We start from the raw sequence: 13,233 nt of genomic DNA, 5'->3' as shown, positions 1-13,233 counted from the left end.
ATAATCCCCCGCCCTACAACAGGAGAAAACAATGTCAGTAAAAGGCGACATCGGTGTTATCGGCTTAGCCGTAATGGGGCAAAACCTCATTTTAAATATGAATGATCATGGCTTTAAAGTTGTGGCATATAACCGTACGACTTCAAAAGTGGATGAATTTTTACAAGGTGCGGCAAAAGGCACCAATATTATCGGCGCATACTCTTTAGAAGATTTAGCTTCTAAATTAGAAAAACCACGTAAAGTGATGTTAATGGTACGTGCGGGTGATGTAGTGGATCAATTCATTGAGGCATTATTACCGCACTTAGAAGAAGGCGACATCATCATTGATGGGGGTAACTCAAACTATCCTGATACCAACCGTCGTGTTAAAGCATTGGCAGAAAAAGGCATTCGTTTTATCGGTTCGGGTGTTTCGGGCGGTGAAGAAGGCGCGCGCCATGGGCCATCTATCATGCCGGGTGGTAACCAAGAAGCATGGTCATATGTCAAACCAATCTTCCAAGCAATCTCAGCTAAAACCGAACAAGGTGAGCCTTGCTGTGACTGGGTTGGCGGTGAAGGTGCTGGCCACTTTGTGAAAATGGTTCACAATGGTATCGAATATGGCGATATGCAATTAATCTGTGAAGCTTACCAATTCTTAAAAGAAGGTTTAGGCTTAAGCTATGAAGAAATGCAAGCTATCTTCGCAGAATGGAAAAAAACTGAACTTGATAGCTATTTAATTGATATCACCACCGATATTCTTGGTTATAAAGATGCTGATGGTGAACCATTAGTTGAAAAAATCTTAGATACAGCTGGCCAAAAAGGGACTGGTAAATGGACAGGTATCAATGCATTAGATTTCGGTATTCCATTAACCTTAATCACTGAATCCGTCTTTGCTCGTTGCGTATCTTCATTTAAAGATCAACGTGTTGCCGCTAATCAATTATTTGGCAAAACAATTCAACCGGTTGAAGGCGACAAAAAAGTGTGGATTGAAGCAGTACGTAAAGCATTATTGGCGTCAAAAATCATTTCTTACGCACAAGGCTTTATGCTGATTCGCGAAGCCTCTGAACAATTTGGCTGGAACATCAACTACGGCGCAACGGCATTATTATGGCGTGAAGGTTGTATTATCCGTAGCCGTTTCTTAGGTAACATTCGTGATGCATATGAAGCAAATCCAGACTTAATCTTCTTGGGTTCAGATAGCTACTTCAAAGGCATTTTAGAAAACGCATTAAGCGACTGGCGTAAGGTGGTGGCAAAATCGATCGAAGTGGGTATCCCAATGCCTTGTATGGCATCTGCAATCACTTTCTTAGATGGTTATACTTCAGCACGCTTACCAGCAAACTTATTGCAAGCACAGCGTGACTACTTCGGTGCTCACACTTATGAACGTACTGATAAACCACGTGGTGAATTCTTCCACACCAACTGGACAGGTCGCGGTGGTAATACTGCATCTACTACTTATGATGTGTAAGTCTAAAAACGTATGATAAACTCACCGCACTTTGTTCGCATAAAGTGCGGTTTATTTTTACCTTATTTTGGAGAAACCTATGTTACCTCAATCACGCTTAGATAAAATTTCAGAAATGGAAAACCTTCTCAATGAAGCGGAGAGTTTCTTAGCTGACGCGGAACAATTTCTTGAAAAATGGCAAGCTTTCTTACCAAAAATGAAAACCTTAGAACACTATTATTTTGATGGTGACTGGCGAGAAGATTATCAAGCTTATGAGGACGGTAAAATCCCAGAGGATATGCCTTGTGGTGTATTAAGTGAAGATTTAGTATTTAATGCGAGTACAGGACACCATGGATTGGCGATTGAATATTTGAAAGTGGTTGCGAAAGTATTAGATCAAGCTAAAGATTAACATTCAATATATTCAATTGTTCAAAAAAACATCGAAAAACACATATTTTTGAACTTTCATTCATCTCTGTTTGTCTTATGGAGTACTATCAATATGGATAGTTTTATATGTTAAACACGGAGAGATCCTATGAAATTAATTGGAAAATCACTTGTTATCGCGATGACTGTTATTTCCCTTGCTGCATGTGGAAATATGAACCGTACACAAAAAAATACAACAGCTGGTGCAGCTATTGGTGGTGCAGCAGGCTATATGCTTGGTGGTAATGCCGCGACCACATTAGGTGGTGCCGCATTAGGTGGCGTAATCGGTAGCCAAGTCAATAAATAGTCAAAAAAATAACCGCACTTAACAAGTGGCGGTTATTTTTTTATTATTTCTCGGCTGTTTTTTCTGTGCTTGGTTTACGACGTTTACCAATGTTTTTCGTATCTTTATGACGAAGTTTAGCTTTCTTCTTCACCTCTGATTTTTTCTTTTCTTCACGCTTTTCTTTAATACGCGCTTTTTGCTTTTTAGACATGGATTTTACTTCCCCATCTTTCGGTGGTTTAGTGCGAGGCTCTAATCCTTCTAAAATACGTGCTTTCAAAAGCTCTTCCGTATAGCGTTTAATTTTACCGAGCAATTTGTAATCATGGGCTTCCACAAAAGAAACTGCTGTACCCTTTTTCCCTGCGCGAGCCGTACGACCAATACGATGTAAATAGGTATCTGCGCTGTAAGGCAAATCGAAGTTCATGACATGTGTGACATCATCAATATCAATTCCGCGAGCAGCCACGTCAGTGGCTACTAACACAGTAACAACTCCTGATTTCAATTTATCAATGGCATTATTACGTTGCGTTTGTGCCATATCGCCTTCTAGATAAGTAGAGCGAATGCCACGTTTACGCAAAGTTTCAGAAAGCTCACGCACATCTTCTCTACGACGGACAAACACAATACCACGGCTCACTTTCTCGGTTTCGATAAAACGTGCAAGCAACTTAATTTTATGTTCATTGCTATCGGCGTGATAATACCACTGATTGATTTTCTTACGCTCACGACGACTTGGCTCGGCATCAATTTTTACCGGATCATTCAATAAACGTTCTGCAAAGTCAACTAATAGCTCGCCTTCTAATGTGGCTGAGAAAAGGAGCGTTTGTTTACGCCAACGCGTTTCAGCGGCAATTTTCTCCGCATCTTGCCCAAAGCCCATTTGCAACATGCGATCTGCTTCATCAAAAATCAGCATTTCCACCGCGCGACAATCAAAGTTTTCTTCTTTGATGTATTGCAATAAACGCCCCGGTGTTGCCACCACGATATCCTGATTTGAATTAAATACTTCCCCATGATTTTGATACGCCACACCGCCGGTAATGGTTGCAATCTTCAAATGCGTGAATTGCGCCAACTCTTCCGCTTGCTCTGCAACCTGCATCGCTAACTCACGGGTTGGCGTTAAAATTAAAATGCGAGGCGCACCTGGTTTACGACGTGGGTAATCCAATAAATGCTGAATTGCCGGCAATAAAAATGCAGCCGTTTTGCCTGTACCTGTTGGTGCAGAACCGAGCACATCCCGCTCTTCCATGGCAGCAGGAATCGCTTCTAATTGGATTGCGGTTGGGCGGGTGTAGCCTTTCTTTTCTAAGGCTTTTAATAATTCGGGGGAAAGATCGAATTCTTCAAATGGGGATAAATTCATTATTTTGCGTTAATTTGTTAAAATTGGGGCTGATTATACCTGAAAGTGCGGTCATTTTCCGCAAGATTTTATGAGCAGCTTTACCTTTAAACAATTCCATATTAATCAACAACATTGTGCGATGAAAGTCGGTACTGACGGAATTTTACTGGGTGCCTGGGCAGATGTGTCTGATTGTCAACGTATTCTTGATATGGGAACTGGCACAGGCTTGGTTGCATTAATGCTCGCCCAACGAAGTCATGTGCATTGCCAAATTGAAGCCGTTGAACTTGATCCCCTTGCAGCACAACAAGCACAAGAAAACTTTAAGGCTTCGCCATGGCGCAATCGCCTTCATTTAACACGCCAAGATGTGCAAACCTATTGCCTACAAACAGCACATCAATTTGATTTAATTGTGGCTAATCCGCCTTATTTTGCGCAAGGTGTGGAATGTAAAAATGACGAACGAGCGCTTGCCCGTTATGTTCAACAAAGCCATTTAGATTGGTTAAATTGGGCGACGAGTTGTTTATCCGAAAAAGGGAAGATTAGTTTTGTCTTGCCTTATGAGGCGGGGAAAACATTGATAAATTCAACCGCACTTTATTGCATTAAGCAGACTGATGTCATTACAAAAATAGGAAAAGAGCCACAACGGATGTTACTCACGTTTAGCCGAGAGCATTTACTACAGGTAAAAGATAGCTTGGTGATTTATGACGAAAACAATCAGTACACCGAAGCATTTATTGCGTTGACGAAGGCATTTTATTTAAAAATGTAAGGGCATATTACTATGCCCTTTTTTATTGATGTGATTAGTGGCTTTCCACTTTGACGAGTTTCGTCCAGTTGTAATAACCGTATAATGAGTTAAGTAAGTAAGCACTATACATTAAATACATCGCTGGCTGCCCTTGCCAAAGCAAAATGGAAAGCACATTTAAGACAATCCATAATAACCATTGCTCACGATAACGCAAAATCATCAATAATTGCGCCGCTACAGTGATAATTGTGGTTAAACCATCTAGCGTTGTAGAACTCCCACCCGCTGCTTTTAAAGCCTGTACAAAACAAAGAGTACCAATCGCAACACTCACAAGCAAAATTGCCCAACCTTTTGGAGTCAAGGCTTTGGCAATCACACTTTCACCACCATCATCGTTTTGCATGTTTTGTTTCCACATGAAATACCCGATAAATTGTGATGGAATATAGACATAGAGCGCCGTATTCATTTCACCAAGAAAATTGCTTCCCCAGGAGACATAAAAATAGGTATAAGCAAAAATAAGCCCAAAGAAATAGTTACTAATTTTTCCTTTACTCACAAATACTACACAGAGAATACCTGCAATACCCGAAATCATGCCTAATGGGCTATCCGGCATAAGAACATAAGCAATAATTTGTGCAGCAAGGAAAATAACTACCCATGCCACTTCAAAAGGTTTCCAACCTGATAAAAATTCTTCTTTAAGTCGTTCTGTCCAATTCATGGAACACTCCTGTTTTATGAAAAAGTATGTCATTTTTACACCGCACTTTTTTAAAGTAAAGCTTAGGTGATATTTAATTTAATTATTGTGAGAAAAATCACACTTTATTTTTCATGCTTTTACTCGCCTTCGCCTTGCATTCCCTTATAATCAGACTACAATATCGCCCCATTTTAAGAGATTCATTAAGAGGAAGATAATGTCATTTGCAATCGGTCAACGTTGGATTAGCGAAACAGAAAATAGCCTCGGATTAGGGATGATTACCGCCTTAGATTTCCGTTCTGTAACTCTTCACTTTCCTGCCACAGATGAAACCCGAATTTATGCGGTGACACAAGCGCCATTAACCCGAATTGCATTAAATAAAGGAGAGCAACTTCATCACCAAGCGGGTTGGCAAGGTGAAGTCCTTGATGTTCAGGAAATGAATGGTCTCTTATTTTATTTAGTCAAAAATGCACAAGGCGAAGATGTTATCGTCAATGAAAAAGAACTTTCTCCGATAATTTCTTTTAGCCAAGCGAAAGATCGCCTCTTTTCATCACAGATTGATCGTAGTGAACATTTTGCGTTGCGCTATCAAACACTTCTGCATCAACAAGATCAATTTCAATCGCCTTTGCGCGGCTTACGAGGCAATCGTGCAGGATTAATTCCTCATCAGCTTCATATTGCGCAAGAGGTAGGAAATCGTATCAATCCTCGCGTGCTCTTAGCGGATGAAGTAGGGTTAGGTAAAACCATTGAAGCTGGGATGATTTTGCAGAACCAGCTTTTTGCTGAAAAAGTACAACGTGTTTTAATTATTGTACCGGAAACCTTGCAACATCAATGGCTTGTCGAAATGCTTCGCCGTTTTAATTTACATTTTTCATTATTTGATGAAGAACGTTGTGAAGATTTTGCCGAACAAGCCATCAATCCATTTAGCACGGAAAGCTTAATTATATGTGCATTAGATTGGTTGAAAGCTCATCCTCATCGCGTACAACAAGCCATTGAAGCTGAATTTGACTGTTTAATTGTCGATGAAGCGCATCATTTGGCTTGGTCAGAAAATGCGCCGAGTGCCGCTTATTTATTGGTGGAACAATTAGCGAACGATATTCCGTCTGTTTTATTACTCACTGCAACACCTGAACAACTAGGTTTGGAAAGCCATTTTGCACGCTTGCGCTTGCTTGATCCTGAGCGTTTTTATGATTACCAAGCCTTCTTAAAAGAACAGGAAAATTATCAACCTGTGGCCGATGCGGTGCAATCTTTACTCTCAGAGAAGCCGCTAAGTGCGGTCGAAAAAAATCATATTTCTGATTTACTTCATGAGCAGGATGTAGAACCATTATTTAAAGCTTTAGCCTGTCATAATGATGAGGAGAAGCAAGCTGCGCGACAAGAGCTCATTCAAAATCTCATCGACAGACACGGTACAAGCCGTATTTTATTTCGCAATACACGCCAAGGTGTAAAAGGTTTCCCGCATCGGGTTTATCACCAAGTAACGATTGATGCGGCTGAAGTAGATGAAAAAATTCATTGGTTAATTGATTTCCTAAAATCACACCGAAATGAAAAAATCTTAATCATTTGTAAAACAGCACAAACGGCAATTCAACTTGAGCAAATCTTACGAGAAAAAGAAGCCATCCGCAGTGCTGTTTTCCATGAAAGGATGTCAATCATTGAACGAGATCGTGCAGCGGCTTATTTTGCCGATACCGATAATGGCGCACAAGTTTTACTGAGTTCAAGCATTGGTTCTGAAGGCAGAAACTTCCAATTTGCTTGTCATCTCGTACTCTTCGATTTACCAGAAAATCCTGACTTACTTGAGCAATGTATTGGCCGTTTAGATCGTATCGGGCAAATGCGAGATGTACAAATTTATGTACCTTGCCTCGCAAACTCTGCGCAGCAAGATTTAGCTCGTTGGTATCATGAAGGTTTAAATGCCTTTGAACAAACTTGCCCTATCGGAATGACACTGTTTGAACAATATGAATCGTTACTAAAAGTGCGGTCAGAAAATACAGCGGATTTTGAGCAACTCATTCTCCAAACGCAAAAACAAGCAAAAGCATTGCGTTTAGCCTTAGAGAAAGGGCGTGATCGTTTGTTAGAATTAAATTCTAATGGTGGAGAAAAGGCACAACGACTTGCGTCAGAAATTGCTCAAACAGATAATTCACCACAATTAGTCGATTTTGCACTGAATTTATTTGATATTATTGGTGTAGAACAAGATGATTTAGGTGAAAACAGCATTGTTATCACACCAACGGGCACTATGCTTGTTCCTGATTTTCCTGGATTAAAAGAAGAAGGTGTTACAGTAACTTTTGACCGACAACTTGCTCTTGCTCGTGAGGAATTAGAATTTCTTACTTGGGATCACCCAATGATACGCCAAGGCATTGATTTAATCGCTTCTGGTGACATTGGCAAAACATCGATGGCATTATTAATCAATAAACAACTGCCTGCTGGCACTCTGTTGGTTGAATTGATTTATATGATTGAAAGCCAATCACCAAAAGGTTTGCAACTGAATCGTTTTCTTCCGCCTACACCTGTTCGCTTATTACTGGATAGCAAAGGAAACGATCTGGCCGGACAAGTTAATTTTGACACATTGCAAAATAAACTTAAGCCGCTAGGTAAAGATATCGCAAATAAAATGGTCAAAATGGCTCGTCCCAATATTGAGCAATTAATTAAACTAGTCGATTACAAAATAACTGAAATCGCACAAGCTCAAATTCGAGAAGCCAGTAAATTAGCAGATCAAACATTGAGCACAGAGCTCAATCGACTTATAGCCTTGAAAGCAGTAAATAAAAATATTCGCCAGGCGGAAATTGATGCATTAGAAAAACAACGCGTGCTTTCTCTGGAAGAGTTAAGTAAAGCAAGCTGGCGATTAGATAGCCTTCGAGTAATAGTGACAAACAAGGAATAATATGGCACTTATTGAATACCATCCCCCTTTAGAACCCTATTTAGATATTATCTATCAAGATAATCATATCTGCGTGGTAAACAAGCCAAGCGGTTTACTTTCAGTTCCTGGCAATCAACCTGAATACTACGATAGTGCAATGAGTCGGGTAAAAGAGAAATTTGGATTTTGTGAACCTGCACATCGTTTAGATATGGCCACAAGTGGGATTATTCTATTTGCATTAAGTAAAGCGGCAGATAAAGAGTTGAAACGTCAATTCCGTGAACGTGAGCCAAAGAAATATTATCAAGCTTTAGTATGGGGACACTTAGAACGAGATAATGGGGAAATTAATCTTCCCATGATTTGTGATTGGGAAAATCGCCCGCGCCAACGCATTGATTTTGTATTTGGCAAAAGAGCGGTCACTTTTTATGAAGTTTTAGAAAGATTACCGACTAACTGTACTCGAGTGAAACTGACTCCAATCACAGGACGTTCGCATCAACTTCGTTTACATATGCTCGCGCTTGGACATCCCATTCTAGGGGACAAGTTTTATTCTCACCCACAAGCTAAATCAATGTCACCTCGCTTATGCTTACATGCAGAAGAACTTACGATTACGCACCCTATCACAGGTGAAAAAATGACATTCAGAGCTAAAGCTGAATTTTAGGAAAACAAGATATAAAAAAGGCTCACATCAGTGAGCCTTTTTATTTTATAACAAATTATTATTCCGCTGCTGCTTCTGCAACTTCTGGACGATCAACTAACTCAATGTATGCCATTGGAGCGTTGTCACCTGCACGGAAACCACATTTTAAGATACGGGTGTAACCACCTGCACGTTGAGCAAAACGTGGACCTAATTCATTGAATAATTTCGCAACAGTTTCGATGTTACGAGTACGAGCGAATGCTAAACGACGGTTTGCAACGCTATCTTCTTTTGCTAATGTAATTAACGGTTCAACTACACGGCGTAATTCTTTAGCTTTTGGTAAAGTAGTCTTGATGATTTCATGACTAACTAAAGCACTTGCTAAGTTACGGAACATCGCTTGGCGATGGCTGCTATTACGGTTTAGTTGACGACCACTCTTACGATGGCGCATGATCTTATCCTTCTCAGAAAAATCTTAACCTATGACCAAACTAGTCTTCAGCAATACTTGCTGGTGGCCAATTCTCAAGGCGCATACCAAGTGACAAGCCACGTGAAGCGAGAACGTCTTTAATTTCAGTAAGAGATTTCTTACCAAGATTAGGCGTTTTTAATAACTCAACTTCTGTACGTTGTACTAAGTCACCGATATAGTGAATTGTTTCTGCTTTCAAACAGTTAGCAGAACGAACTGTCAACTCTAAGTCATCAACAGGACGTAATAAAATCGGATCGAATTCCGGTTTTTCTTCCTTGACTTCAGGTTGACGAACATCACGCAAATCAACGAATGCATCGAGTTGCTCTGCTAAAATTGTTGCTGCACGACGAATTGCTTCTTCCGGATCAATAGTCCCATTAGTTTCTAACTCGATAACTAGTTTATCTAAGTCAGTACGTTGTTCAACACGTGCTGCTTCAACATTGTAAGCAATACGGTCAACCGGGCTATAACAAGCATCTACTAATAAACGACCAATTGGACGATCTTCATTTTGTGAATGAGTACGAGCAGATGCAGGTACATAACCTCTACCACGTTGAACACGAATACGCATATTAATAGATGCGTTTTCGTCTGTTAAGTGACAGATTACATGTGATGGATTAACAATCTCAACATCACCGTCATGGGTGATATCAGCTGCAACAACAGGGCCAATTCCAGATTTATTTAATGTCAGAATAACATCATCTTTATTCTGTACTTTAACCGCTAGACCTTTAAGGTTTAAAAGAACTTCAAGAATATCTTCCTGAACACCTTCTTTACTACTATATTCGTGCAGTACGCCATCAATTTCTACTTCAGTTACAGCACAACCTGGCATTGAAGACAGAAGGATACGACGTAATGCATTCCCTAGAGTATGACCAAAGCCACGCTCTAACGGTTCTAAGATCACCTTAGCATGAGTAGAGCTAATTTGCTCGATATCTACTAAGCGTGGTTTTAAAAATTCTGTAACAGAACCCTGCATTTTATCCTCTCTTTGCTTTTAAGCTTAACTATTATTTAGAGTAAAGCTCAACGATCAGATGTTCGTTAATGTCTGCTGATAAATCAGAACGTTCAGGAACACGTTTGAACACACCTTCCATTTTCGCAGAATCAACTTCTAACCAAGTTGGTTTTTCTCTTTGTTCTGCTAATTCTAATGATGCTTTAATACGTGCTTGTTTTTTAGATTTCTCACGAACAGCAACAACATCATTTACAGAAACTTGGAAAGATGGGATATTTACAACACGACCATTTACGACAATCGCTTTGTGGCTCACTAATTGGCGAGCTTCTGCGCGAGTTGCAGCAAATCCCATGCGATAAACAACGTTATCCAATCTACCTTCTAATAATACTAGTAAGTTTTCACCAGTATTACCTTTTAAACGGTTTGCTTCTTTATAGTAGTTACGGAATTGACGTTCTAAAATACCATAGATACGACGAACTTTTTGTTTTTCACGTAATTGACTACCATAGTCAGACAAACGCGGTTTACGAGCACCGTGTTGACCTGGTGCTGTATCAATTTTACATTTTGAATCAATCGCACGCACACCTGATTTAAGGAATAAATCAGTGCCTTCACGACGGCTGAGCTTGAGTTTAGGGCCCAAATATCTTGCCATTTTCTTTCTCCAACTATCCTATTACGCCATTAAACACGACGTTTTTTCGGTGGACGACAACCGTTATGAGGGATCGGAGTCACATCTGTGATGTTCGTGATACGGAAACCCGCTGCATTTAATGCACGGATTGTTGATTCACGACCCGGACCCGGACCTTTAACCATAACTTCCAAGTTCTTTAAACCGAATTCTTTAACGATTTCAGCACAACGTTCTGCAGCAACTTGTGCAGCGAACGGGGTAGATTTACGAGAACCACGGAAACCTGAACCACCTGCTGTAGCCCAAGCTAAAGCATTACCTTGACGGTCAGTAATGGTAACGATTGTGTTATTGAAAGATGCGTGAATGTGTGCTACGCCATCTACAACTTGTTTTTTTACACGTTTACGTGCACGAACTGGTGTTTTAGCCATTCTTTATTTACCCCGACTATTTTTTGATCGGCTTACGTGGACCCTTACGGGTACGCGCATTAGTTTTAGTACGTTGACCACGTACCGGTAAACTACGACGATGACGTAAACCACGGTAACAACCTAAGTCTAAAAGACGTTTGATGTTTAGTGTTACTTCACGACGTAAGTCACCTTCAACGGTAAATTTACCAACTTCGTCACGCAGTTTGTCAATCTGCTCTTCAGACAATTCGCTGATCTTAACATCTTCAGCAATACCCGCTGCAGCACAAATGCTTTTAGAACGAGTTTTACCGATACCGTAAATTGCAGTTAAAGCGATTACAGCGTGTTTGTGATCAGGAATGTTAATGCCTGCAATACGGGCCACTATGCACTCCTATTATTTTAACTAATTTGGCATTCTGATCTTGAAAAGCCCGTTTTCAGGATACTCAAACAGAATACCAAGGACATAAATGAGTTGAGTAGTATAACTACTCAACCGGTTCTTTGCAAGAAGAAATGTTAATTAACCTTGACGTTGTTTATGTTTAGGGTCGCTGCATAATACGCGAACAACACCTTCACGTTTAACAATTTTACAGTTACGACACATCTTCTTAACGGAAGCACGAACTTTCATTGCTTATCCTTTTTACTTAAATGAACAATTACTGTCCAAAACCTTTAAGGTTTGCTTTTTTTAACGCAGATTCATATTGAGACGACATTAAGTGACTCTGAACTTGCACGATAAAATCCATAATTACAACAACAACGATTAATAAGGAAGTACCACCGAAGTAGAATTTAACATCCCATGCTGATGTCATAATGTAAGGGACTAAACATACGAACGTTACATAAAGACCGCCAATTAATGTTAAACGAGTCATTACTTTATCAATGTAACGTGATGTTTGTTCACCTGGTCTAATTCCTGGGATAAATGCACCAGATTTTTTTAGATTATCTGCTGTATCACGTGGATTATATTGCATTGCAGTGTAGAAGAAACTGAAGAAAATAATCGCTACCGCATAAACAAGAAGATATAAAGGTTGTCCAGGATTCAACAACATTGATAAGTCATTTAACCACTCAAACTTATCATTCTGACCAAACCATTGTGTCAATGTAGCTGGGAATAAAATAATGCTTGAAGCAAAAATTGCTGGCATCACGTTTGCCATATTAACTTTTAATGGTAAGTGAGTTGAATGACCACCTAAAATTTGACGTCCTTGTTGACGCTTAGCATATTCAACACGAATTCTACGTTGTCCACGTTCTACGAAGACAACAAAATAAGTTACTGCAAAAACAATAGCAGCGATTAGTAGAAGAACTAAAGGATGCATTTGTCCTTGACGAGCTTGCTCAACTGTTTCGATGATTGCATGTGGCAACCCTGCAACAATACCACCAAAAACAAGAATTGAGATACCGTTACCAATACCCCTTTCAGTAATTTGCTCACCTAACCACATTAAGAACATGGTTCCGGTCACAAGACTCACTACTGCAGTGAAGTAAAAAGTAAAACCGATATTTGGCACTAACTGTGGCAACATATTCGGTAAACCGGTAGAAATTGCGATAGCTTGGATAGTAGCAAAAACCACCGTTGCATAACGAGTATACTTGGTGATTTTTCTTTGTCCTGCTGCGCCTTCTTTCTTCAATTCTGCTAAAGCAGGTGAAACCGTAGCAAGCAATTGCATCACGATAGATGCCGAGATATACGGCATAATACCTAATGCTAAAATTGATGCTCGGCTCAATGCACCACCAGAGAACATGTTTAACATATCAATGATGGTGCCTTTTTGTTGTTCAACTAATTGAGCTAACACGGCGGCATCAATACCAGGAAGCGGAATAAAAGAACCAATACGATAAACGATAAGTGCACCTAATACAAAAAGCAATCTGCTTTTTAGTTCACCAGTACCACTATTAGTACTTCTGCTTTGATAACCTGGTTGTTTAGCCATTTGCTAA

At 39.9% G+C, this 13,233-nt stretch carries 15 protein-coding genes; 6 read left to right on the top strand and 9 right to left on the bottom strand.

Annotated elements, in window-relative coordinates; genetic code table 11:
* Window positions 1-31: 31 nt before the first annotated feature.
* The 3 genes from gnd (at window position 32) to DPV85_RS09080 (ending at window position 2,219) form a co-directional block, all read left to right on the top strand.
* The gene (gnd, locus tag DPV85_RS09090) at window positions 32-1,486 is read left to right on the top strand and encodes a decarboxylating NADP(+)-dependent phosphogluconate dehydrogenase (RefSeq protein WP_111327776.1); all 1,455 of its coding nucleotides are present in this window, start codon (window positions 32-34) and stop codon (window positions 1,484-1,486) included.
* 79 nt (window positions 1,487-1,565) lie between these two features.
* Window positions 1,566-1,886: a DUF4298 domain-containing protein gene (locus DPV85_RS09085; RefSeq protein ID WP_111327775.1), complete on the top strand. Its 321-nt coding sequence runs from the start codon at window positions 1,566-1,568 to the stop codon at window positions 1,884-1,886.
* 129 nt (window positions 1,887-2,015) lie between these two features.
* Complete coding sequence (locus DPV85_RS09080) at window positions 2,016-2,219, top strand: YMGG-like glycine zipper-containing protein (protein ID WP_054418456.1); 204 nt, start codon at window positions 2,016-2,018, stop codon at window positions 2,217-2,219.
* Window positions 2,220-2,262: 43 nt separating this feature from the next.
* Here DPV85_RS09080 and srmB read toward each other — a convergent pair whose 3' ends face one another.
* Window positions 2,263-3,591: an ATP-dependent RNA helicase SrmB gene (gene srmB / locus DPV85_RS09075; RefSeq protein ID WP_111327774.1), complete on the bottom strand. Its 1,329-nt coding sequence runs from the start codon at window positions 3,589-3,591 to the stop codon at window positions 2,263-2,265.
* A 70-nt stretch (window positions 3,592-3,661) separates the two neighbouring features.
* On the opposite strand from srmB, the gene DPV85_RS09065 reads away from it, so the two are divergent.
* Entirely contained in the window at window positions 3,662-4,360 is a 699-nt protein-coding gene (locus DPV85_RS09065; RefSeq protein ID WP_165816492.1) for a tRNA1(Val) (adenine(37)-N6)-methyltransferase, read from the top strand.
* Window positions 4,361-4,394: 34 nt separating this feature from the next.
* On the opposite strand, the gene pnuC is transcribed toward DPV85_RS09065, so the two are convergent.
* Complete coding sequence (pnuC, locus tag DPV85_RS09060; RefSeq protein WP_111327773.1) at window positions 4,395-5,078, bottom strand: nicotinamide riboside transporter PnuC; 684 nt, start codon at window positions 5,076-5,078, stop codon at window positions 4,395-4,397.
* 199 nt (window positions 5,079-5,277) lie between these two features.
* Here pnuC and rapA point away from each other — a divergent pair, with 199 nt between their 5' ends.
* On the top strand, window positions 5,278-8,040 hold the full coding sequence (gene rapA, locus DPV85_RS09055) for an RNA polymerase-associated protein RapA (RefSeq protein WP_111327772.1): 2,763 nt from the start codon (window positions 5,278-5,280) through the stop codon (window positions 8,038-8,040).
* A 1-nt stretch (window position 8,041) separates the two neighbouring features.
* On the top strand, window positions 8,042-8,701 hold the full coding sequence (gene rluA / locus DPV85_RS09050) for a bifunctional tRNA pseudouridine(32) synthase/23S rRNA pseudouridine(746) synthase RluA (RefSeq protein ID WP_111327771.1): 660 nt from the start codon (window positions 8,042-8,044) through the stop codon (window positions 8,699-8,701).
* 58 nt (window positions 8,702-8,759) lie between these two features.
* On the opposite strand, the gene rplQ is transcribed toward rluA, so the two are convergent.
* The 7 genes from rplQ to secY all read right to left on the bottom strand — a co-directional run bounded on the left by rplQ (window position 8,760) and on the right by secY (window position 13,226).
* Entirely contained in the window at window positions 8,760-9,143 is a 384-nt protein-coding gene (rplQ, locus tag DPV85_RS09045; RefSeq protein WP_005695104.1) for a 50S ribosomal protein L17, read from the bottom strand.
* A gap of 40 nt (window positions 9,144-9,183) precedes the next feature.
* Window positions 9,184-10,173 carry a DNA-directed RNA polymerase subunit alpha gene (locus DPV85_RS09040; RefSeq protein ID WP_005695102.1) on the bottom strand — a complete coding sequence of 330 codons (990 nt, stop codon included), beginning with the start codon at window positions 10,171-10,173 and terminating at the stop codon, window positions 9,184-9,186.
* A gap of 31 nt (window positions 10,174-10,204) precedes the next feature.
* Window positions 10,205-10,825, bottom strand: coding sequence for a 30S ribosomal protein S4 (gene rpsD, locus DPV85_RS09035; RefSeq protein WP_005625866.1), 621 nt, complete (start codon window positions 10,823-10,825; stop codon window positions 10,205-10,207).
* 29 nt (window positions 10,826-10,854) lie between these two features.
* Complete coding sequence (rpsK, locus tag DPV85_RS09030; protein WP_005543603.1) at window positions 10,855-11,244, bottom strand: 30S ribosomal protein S11; 390 nt, start codon at window positions 11,242-11,244, stop codon at window positions 10,855-10,857.
* Window positions 11,245-11,260: 16 nt separating this feature from the next.
* Window positions 11,261-11,617 (bottom strand): 30S ribosomal protein S13, encoded by a 357-nt coding sequence (gene rpsM, locus DPV85_RS09025; RefSeq protein WP_005548758.1) that lies wholly within the window; start codon window positions 11,615-11,617, stop codon window positions 11,261-11,263.
* Window positions 11,618-11,758: 141 nt separating this feature from the next.
* On the bottom strand, window positions 11,759-11,872 hold the full coding sequence (gene rpmJ, locus DPV85_RS09020; RefSeq protein WP_005625868.1) for a 50S ribosomal protein L36: 114 nt from the start codon (window positions 11,870-11,872) through the stop codon (window positions 11,759-11,761).
* Window positions 11,873-11,900: 28 nt separating this feature from the next.
* A complete protein-coding gene (secY, locus tag DPV85_RS09015) occupies window positions 11,901-13,226 on the bottom strand; it encodes a preprotein translocase subunit SecY (protein WP_005695101.1) in 1,326 nt (441 codons plus the stop codon).
* Window positions 13,227-13,233 lie beyond the last annotated feature (7 nt).

The organism is Haemophilus parainfluenzae, assembly GCF_003252725.1.
In the GTDB taxonomy this organism is placed as follows: Bacteria; Pseudomonadota; Gammaproteobacteria; order Enterobacterales; family Pasteurellaceae; genus Haemophilus_D; species Haemophilus_D parainfluenzae_L.
This window is presented reverse-complemented; position numbering and strand designations above follow the sequence as displayed.

Excerpts from the sequence above, each read along its gene's own strand:
- gnd (WP_111327776.1), top strand. The coding sequence starts at position 32 with ATGTCAGTAAAAGGCGACATCGGTGTTATCGGCTTAGCCGTAATGGGG.
- DPV85_RS09085 (WP_111327775.1), top strand. The coding sequence starts at position 1,566 with ATGTTACCTCAATCACGCTTAGATAAAATTTCAGAAATGGAAAACCTT.
- DPV85_RS09080 (WP_054418456.1), top strand. The coding sequence starts at position 2,016 with ATGAAATTAATTGGAAAATCACTTGTTATCGCGATGACTGTTATTTCC.
- srmB (WP_111327774.1), bottom strand. The coding sequence starts at position 3,591 with ATGAATTTATCCCCATTTGAAGAATTCGATCTTTCCCCCGAATTATTA.
- DPV85_RS09065 (WP_165816492.1), top strand. The coding sequence starts at position 3,662 with ATGAGCAGCTTTACCTTTAAACAATTCCATATTAATCAACAACATTGT.
- pnuC (WP_111327773.1), bottom strand. The coding sequence starts at position 5,078 with ATGAATTGGACAGAACGACTTAAAGAAGAATTTTTATCAGGTTGGAAA.
- rapA (WP_111327772.1), top strand. The coding sequence starts at position 5,278 with ATGTCATTTGCAATCGGTCAACGTTGGATTAGCGAAACAGAAAATAGC.
- rluA (WP_111327771.1), top strand. The coding sequence starts at position 8,042 with ATGGCACTTATTGAATACCATCCCCCTTTAGAACCCTATTTAGATATT.
- rplQ (WP_005695104.1), bottom strand. The coding sequence starts at position 9,143 with ATGCGCCATCGTAAGAGTGGTCGTCAACTAAACCGTAATAGCAGCCAT.
- DPV85_RS09040 (WP_005695102.1), bottom strand. The coding sequence starts at position 10,173 with ATGCAGGGTTCTGTTACAGAATTTTTAAAACCACGCTTAGTAGATATC.
- rpsD (WP_005625866.1), bottom strand. The coding sequence starts at position 10,825 with ATGGCAAGATATTTGGGCCCTAAACTCAAGCTCAGCCGTCGTGAAGGC.
- rpsK (WP_005543603.1), bottom strand. The coding sequence starts at position 11,244 with ATGGCTAAAACACCAGTTCGTGCACGTAAACGTGTAAAAAAACAAGTT.
- rpmJ (WP_005625868.1), bottom strand. The coding sequence starts at position 11,872 with ATGAAAGTTCGTGCTTCCGTTAAGAAGATGTGTCGTAACTGTAAAATT.
- secY (WP_005695101.1), bottom strand. The coding sequence starts at position 13,226 with ATGGCTAAACAACCAGGTTATCAAAGCAGAAGTACTAATAGTGGTACT.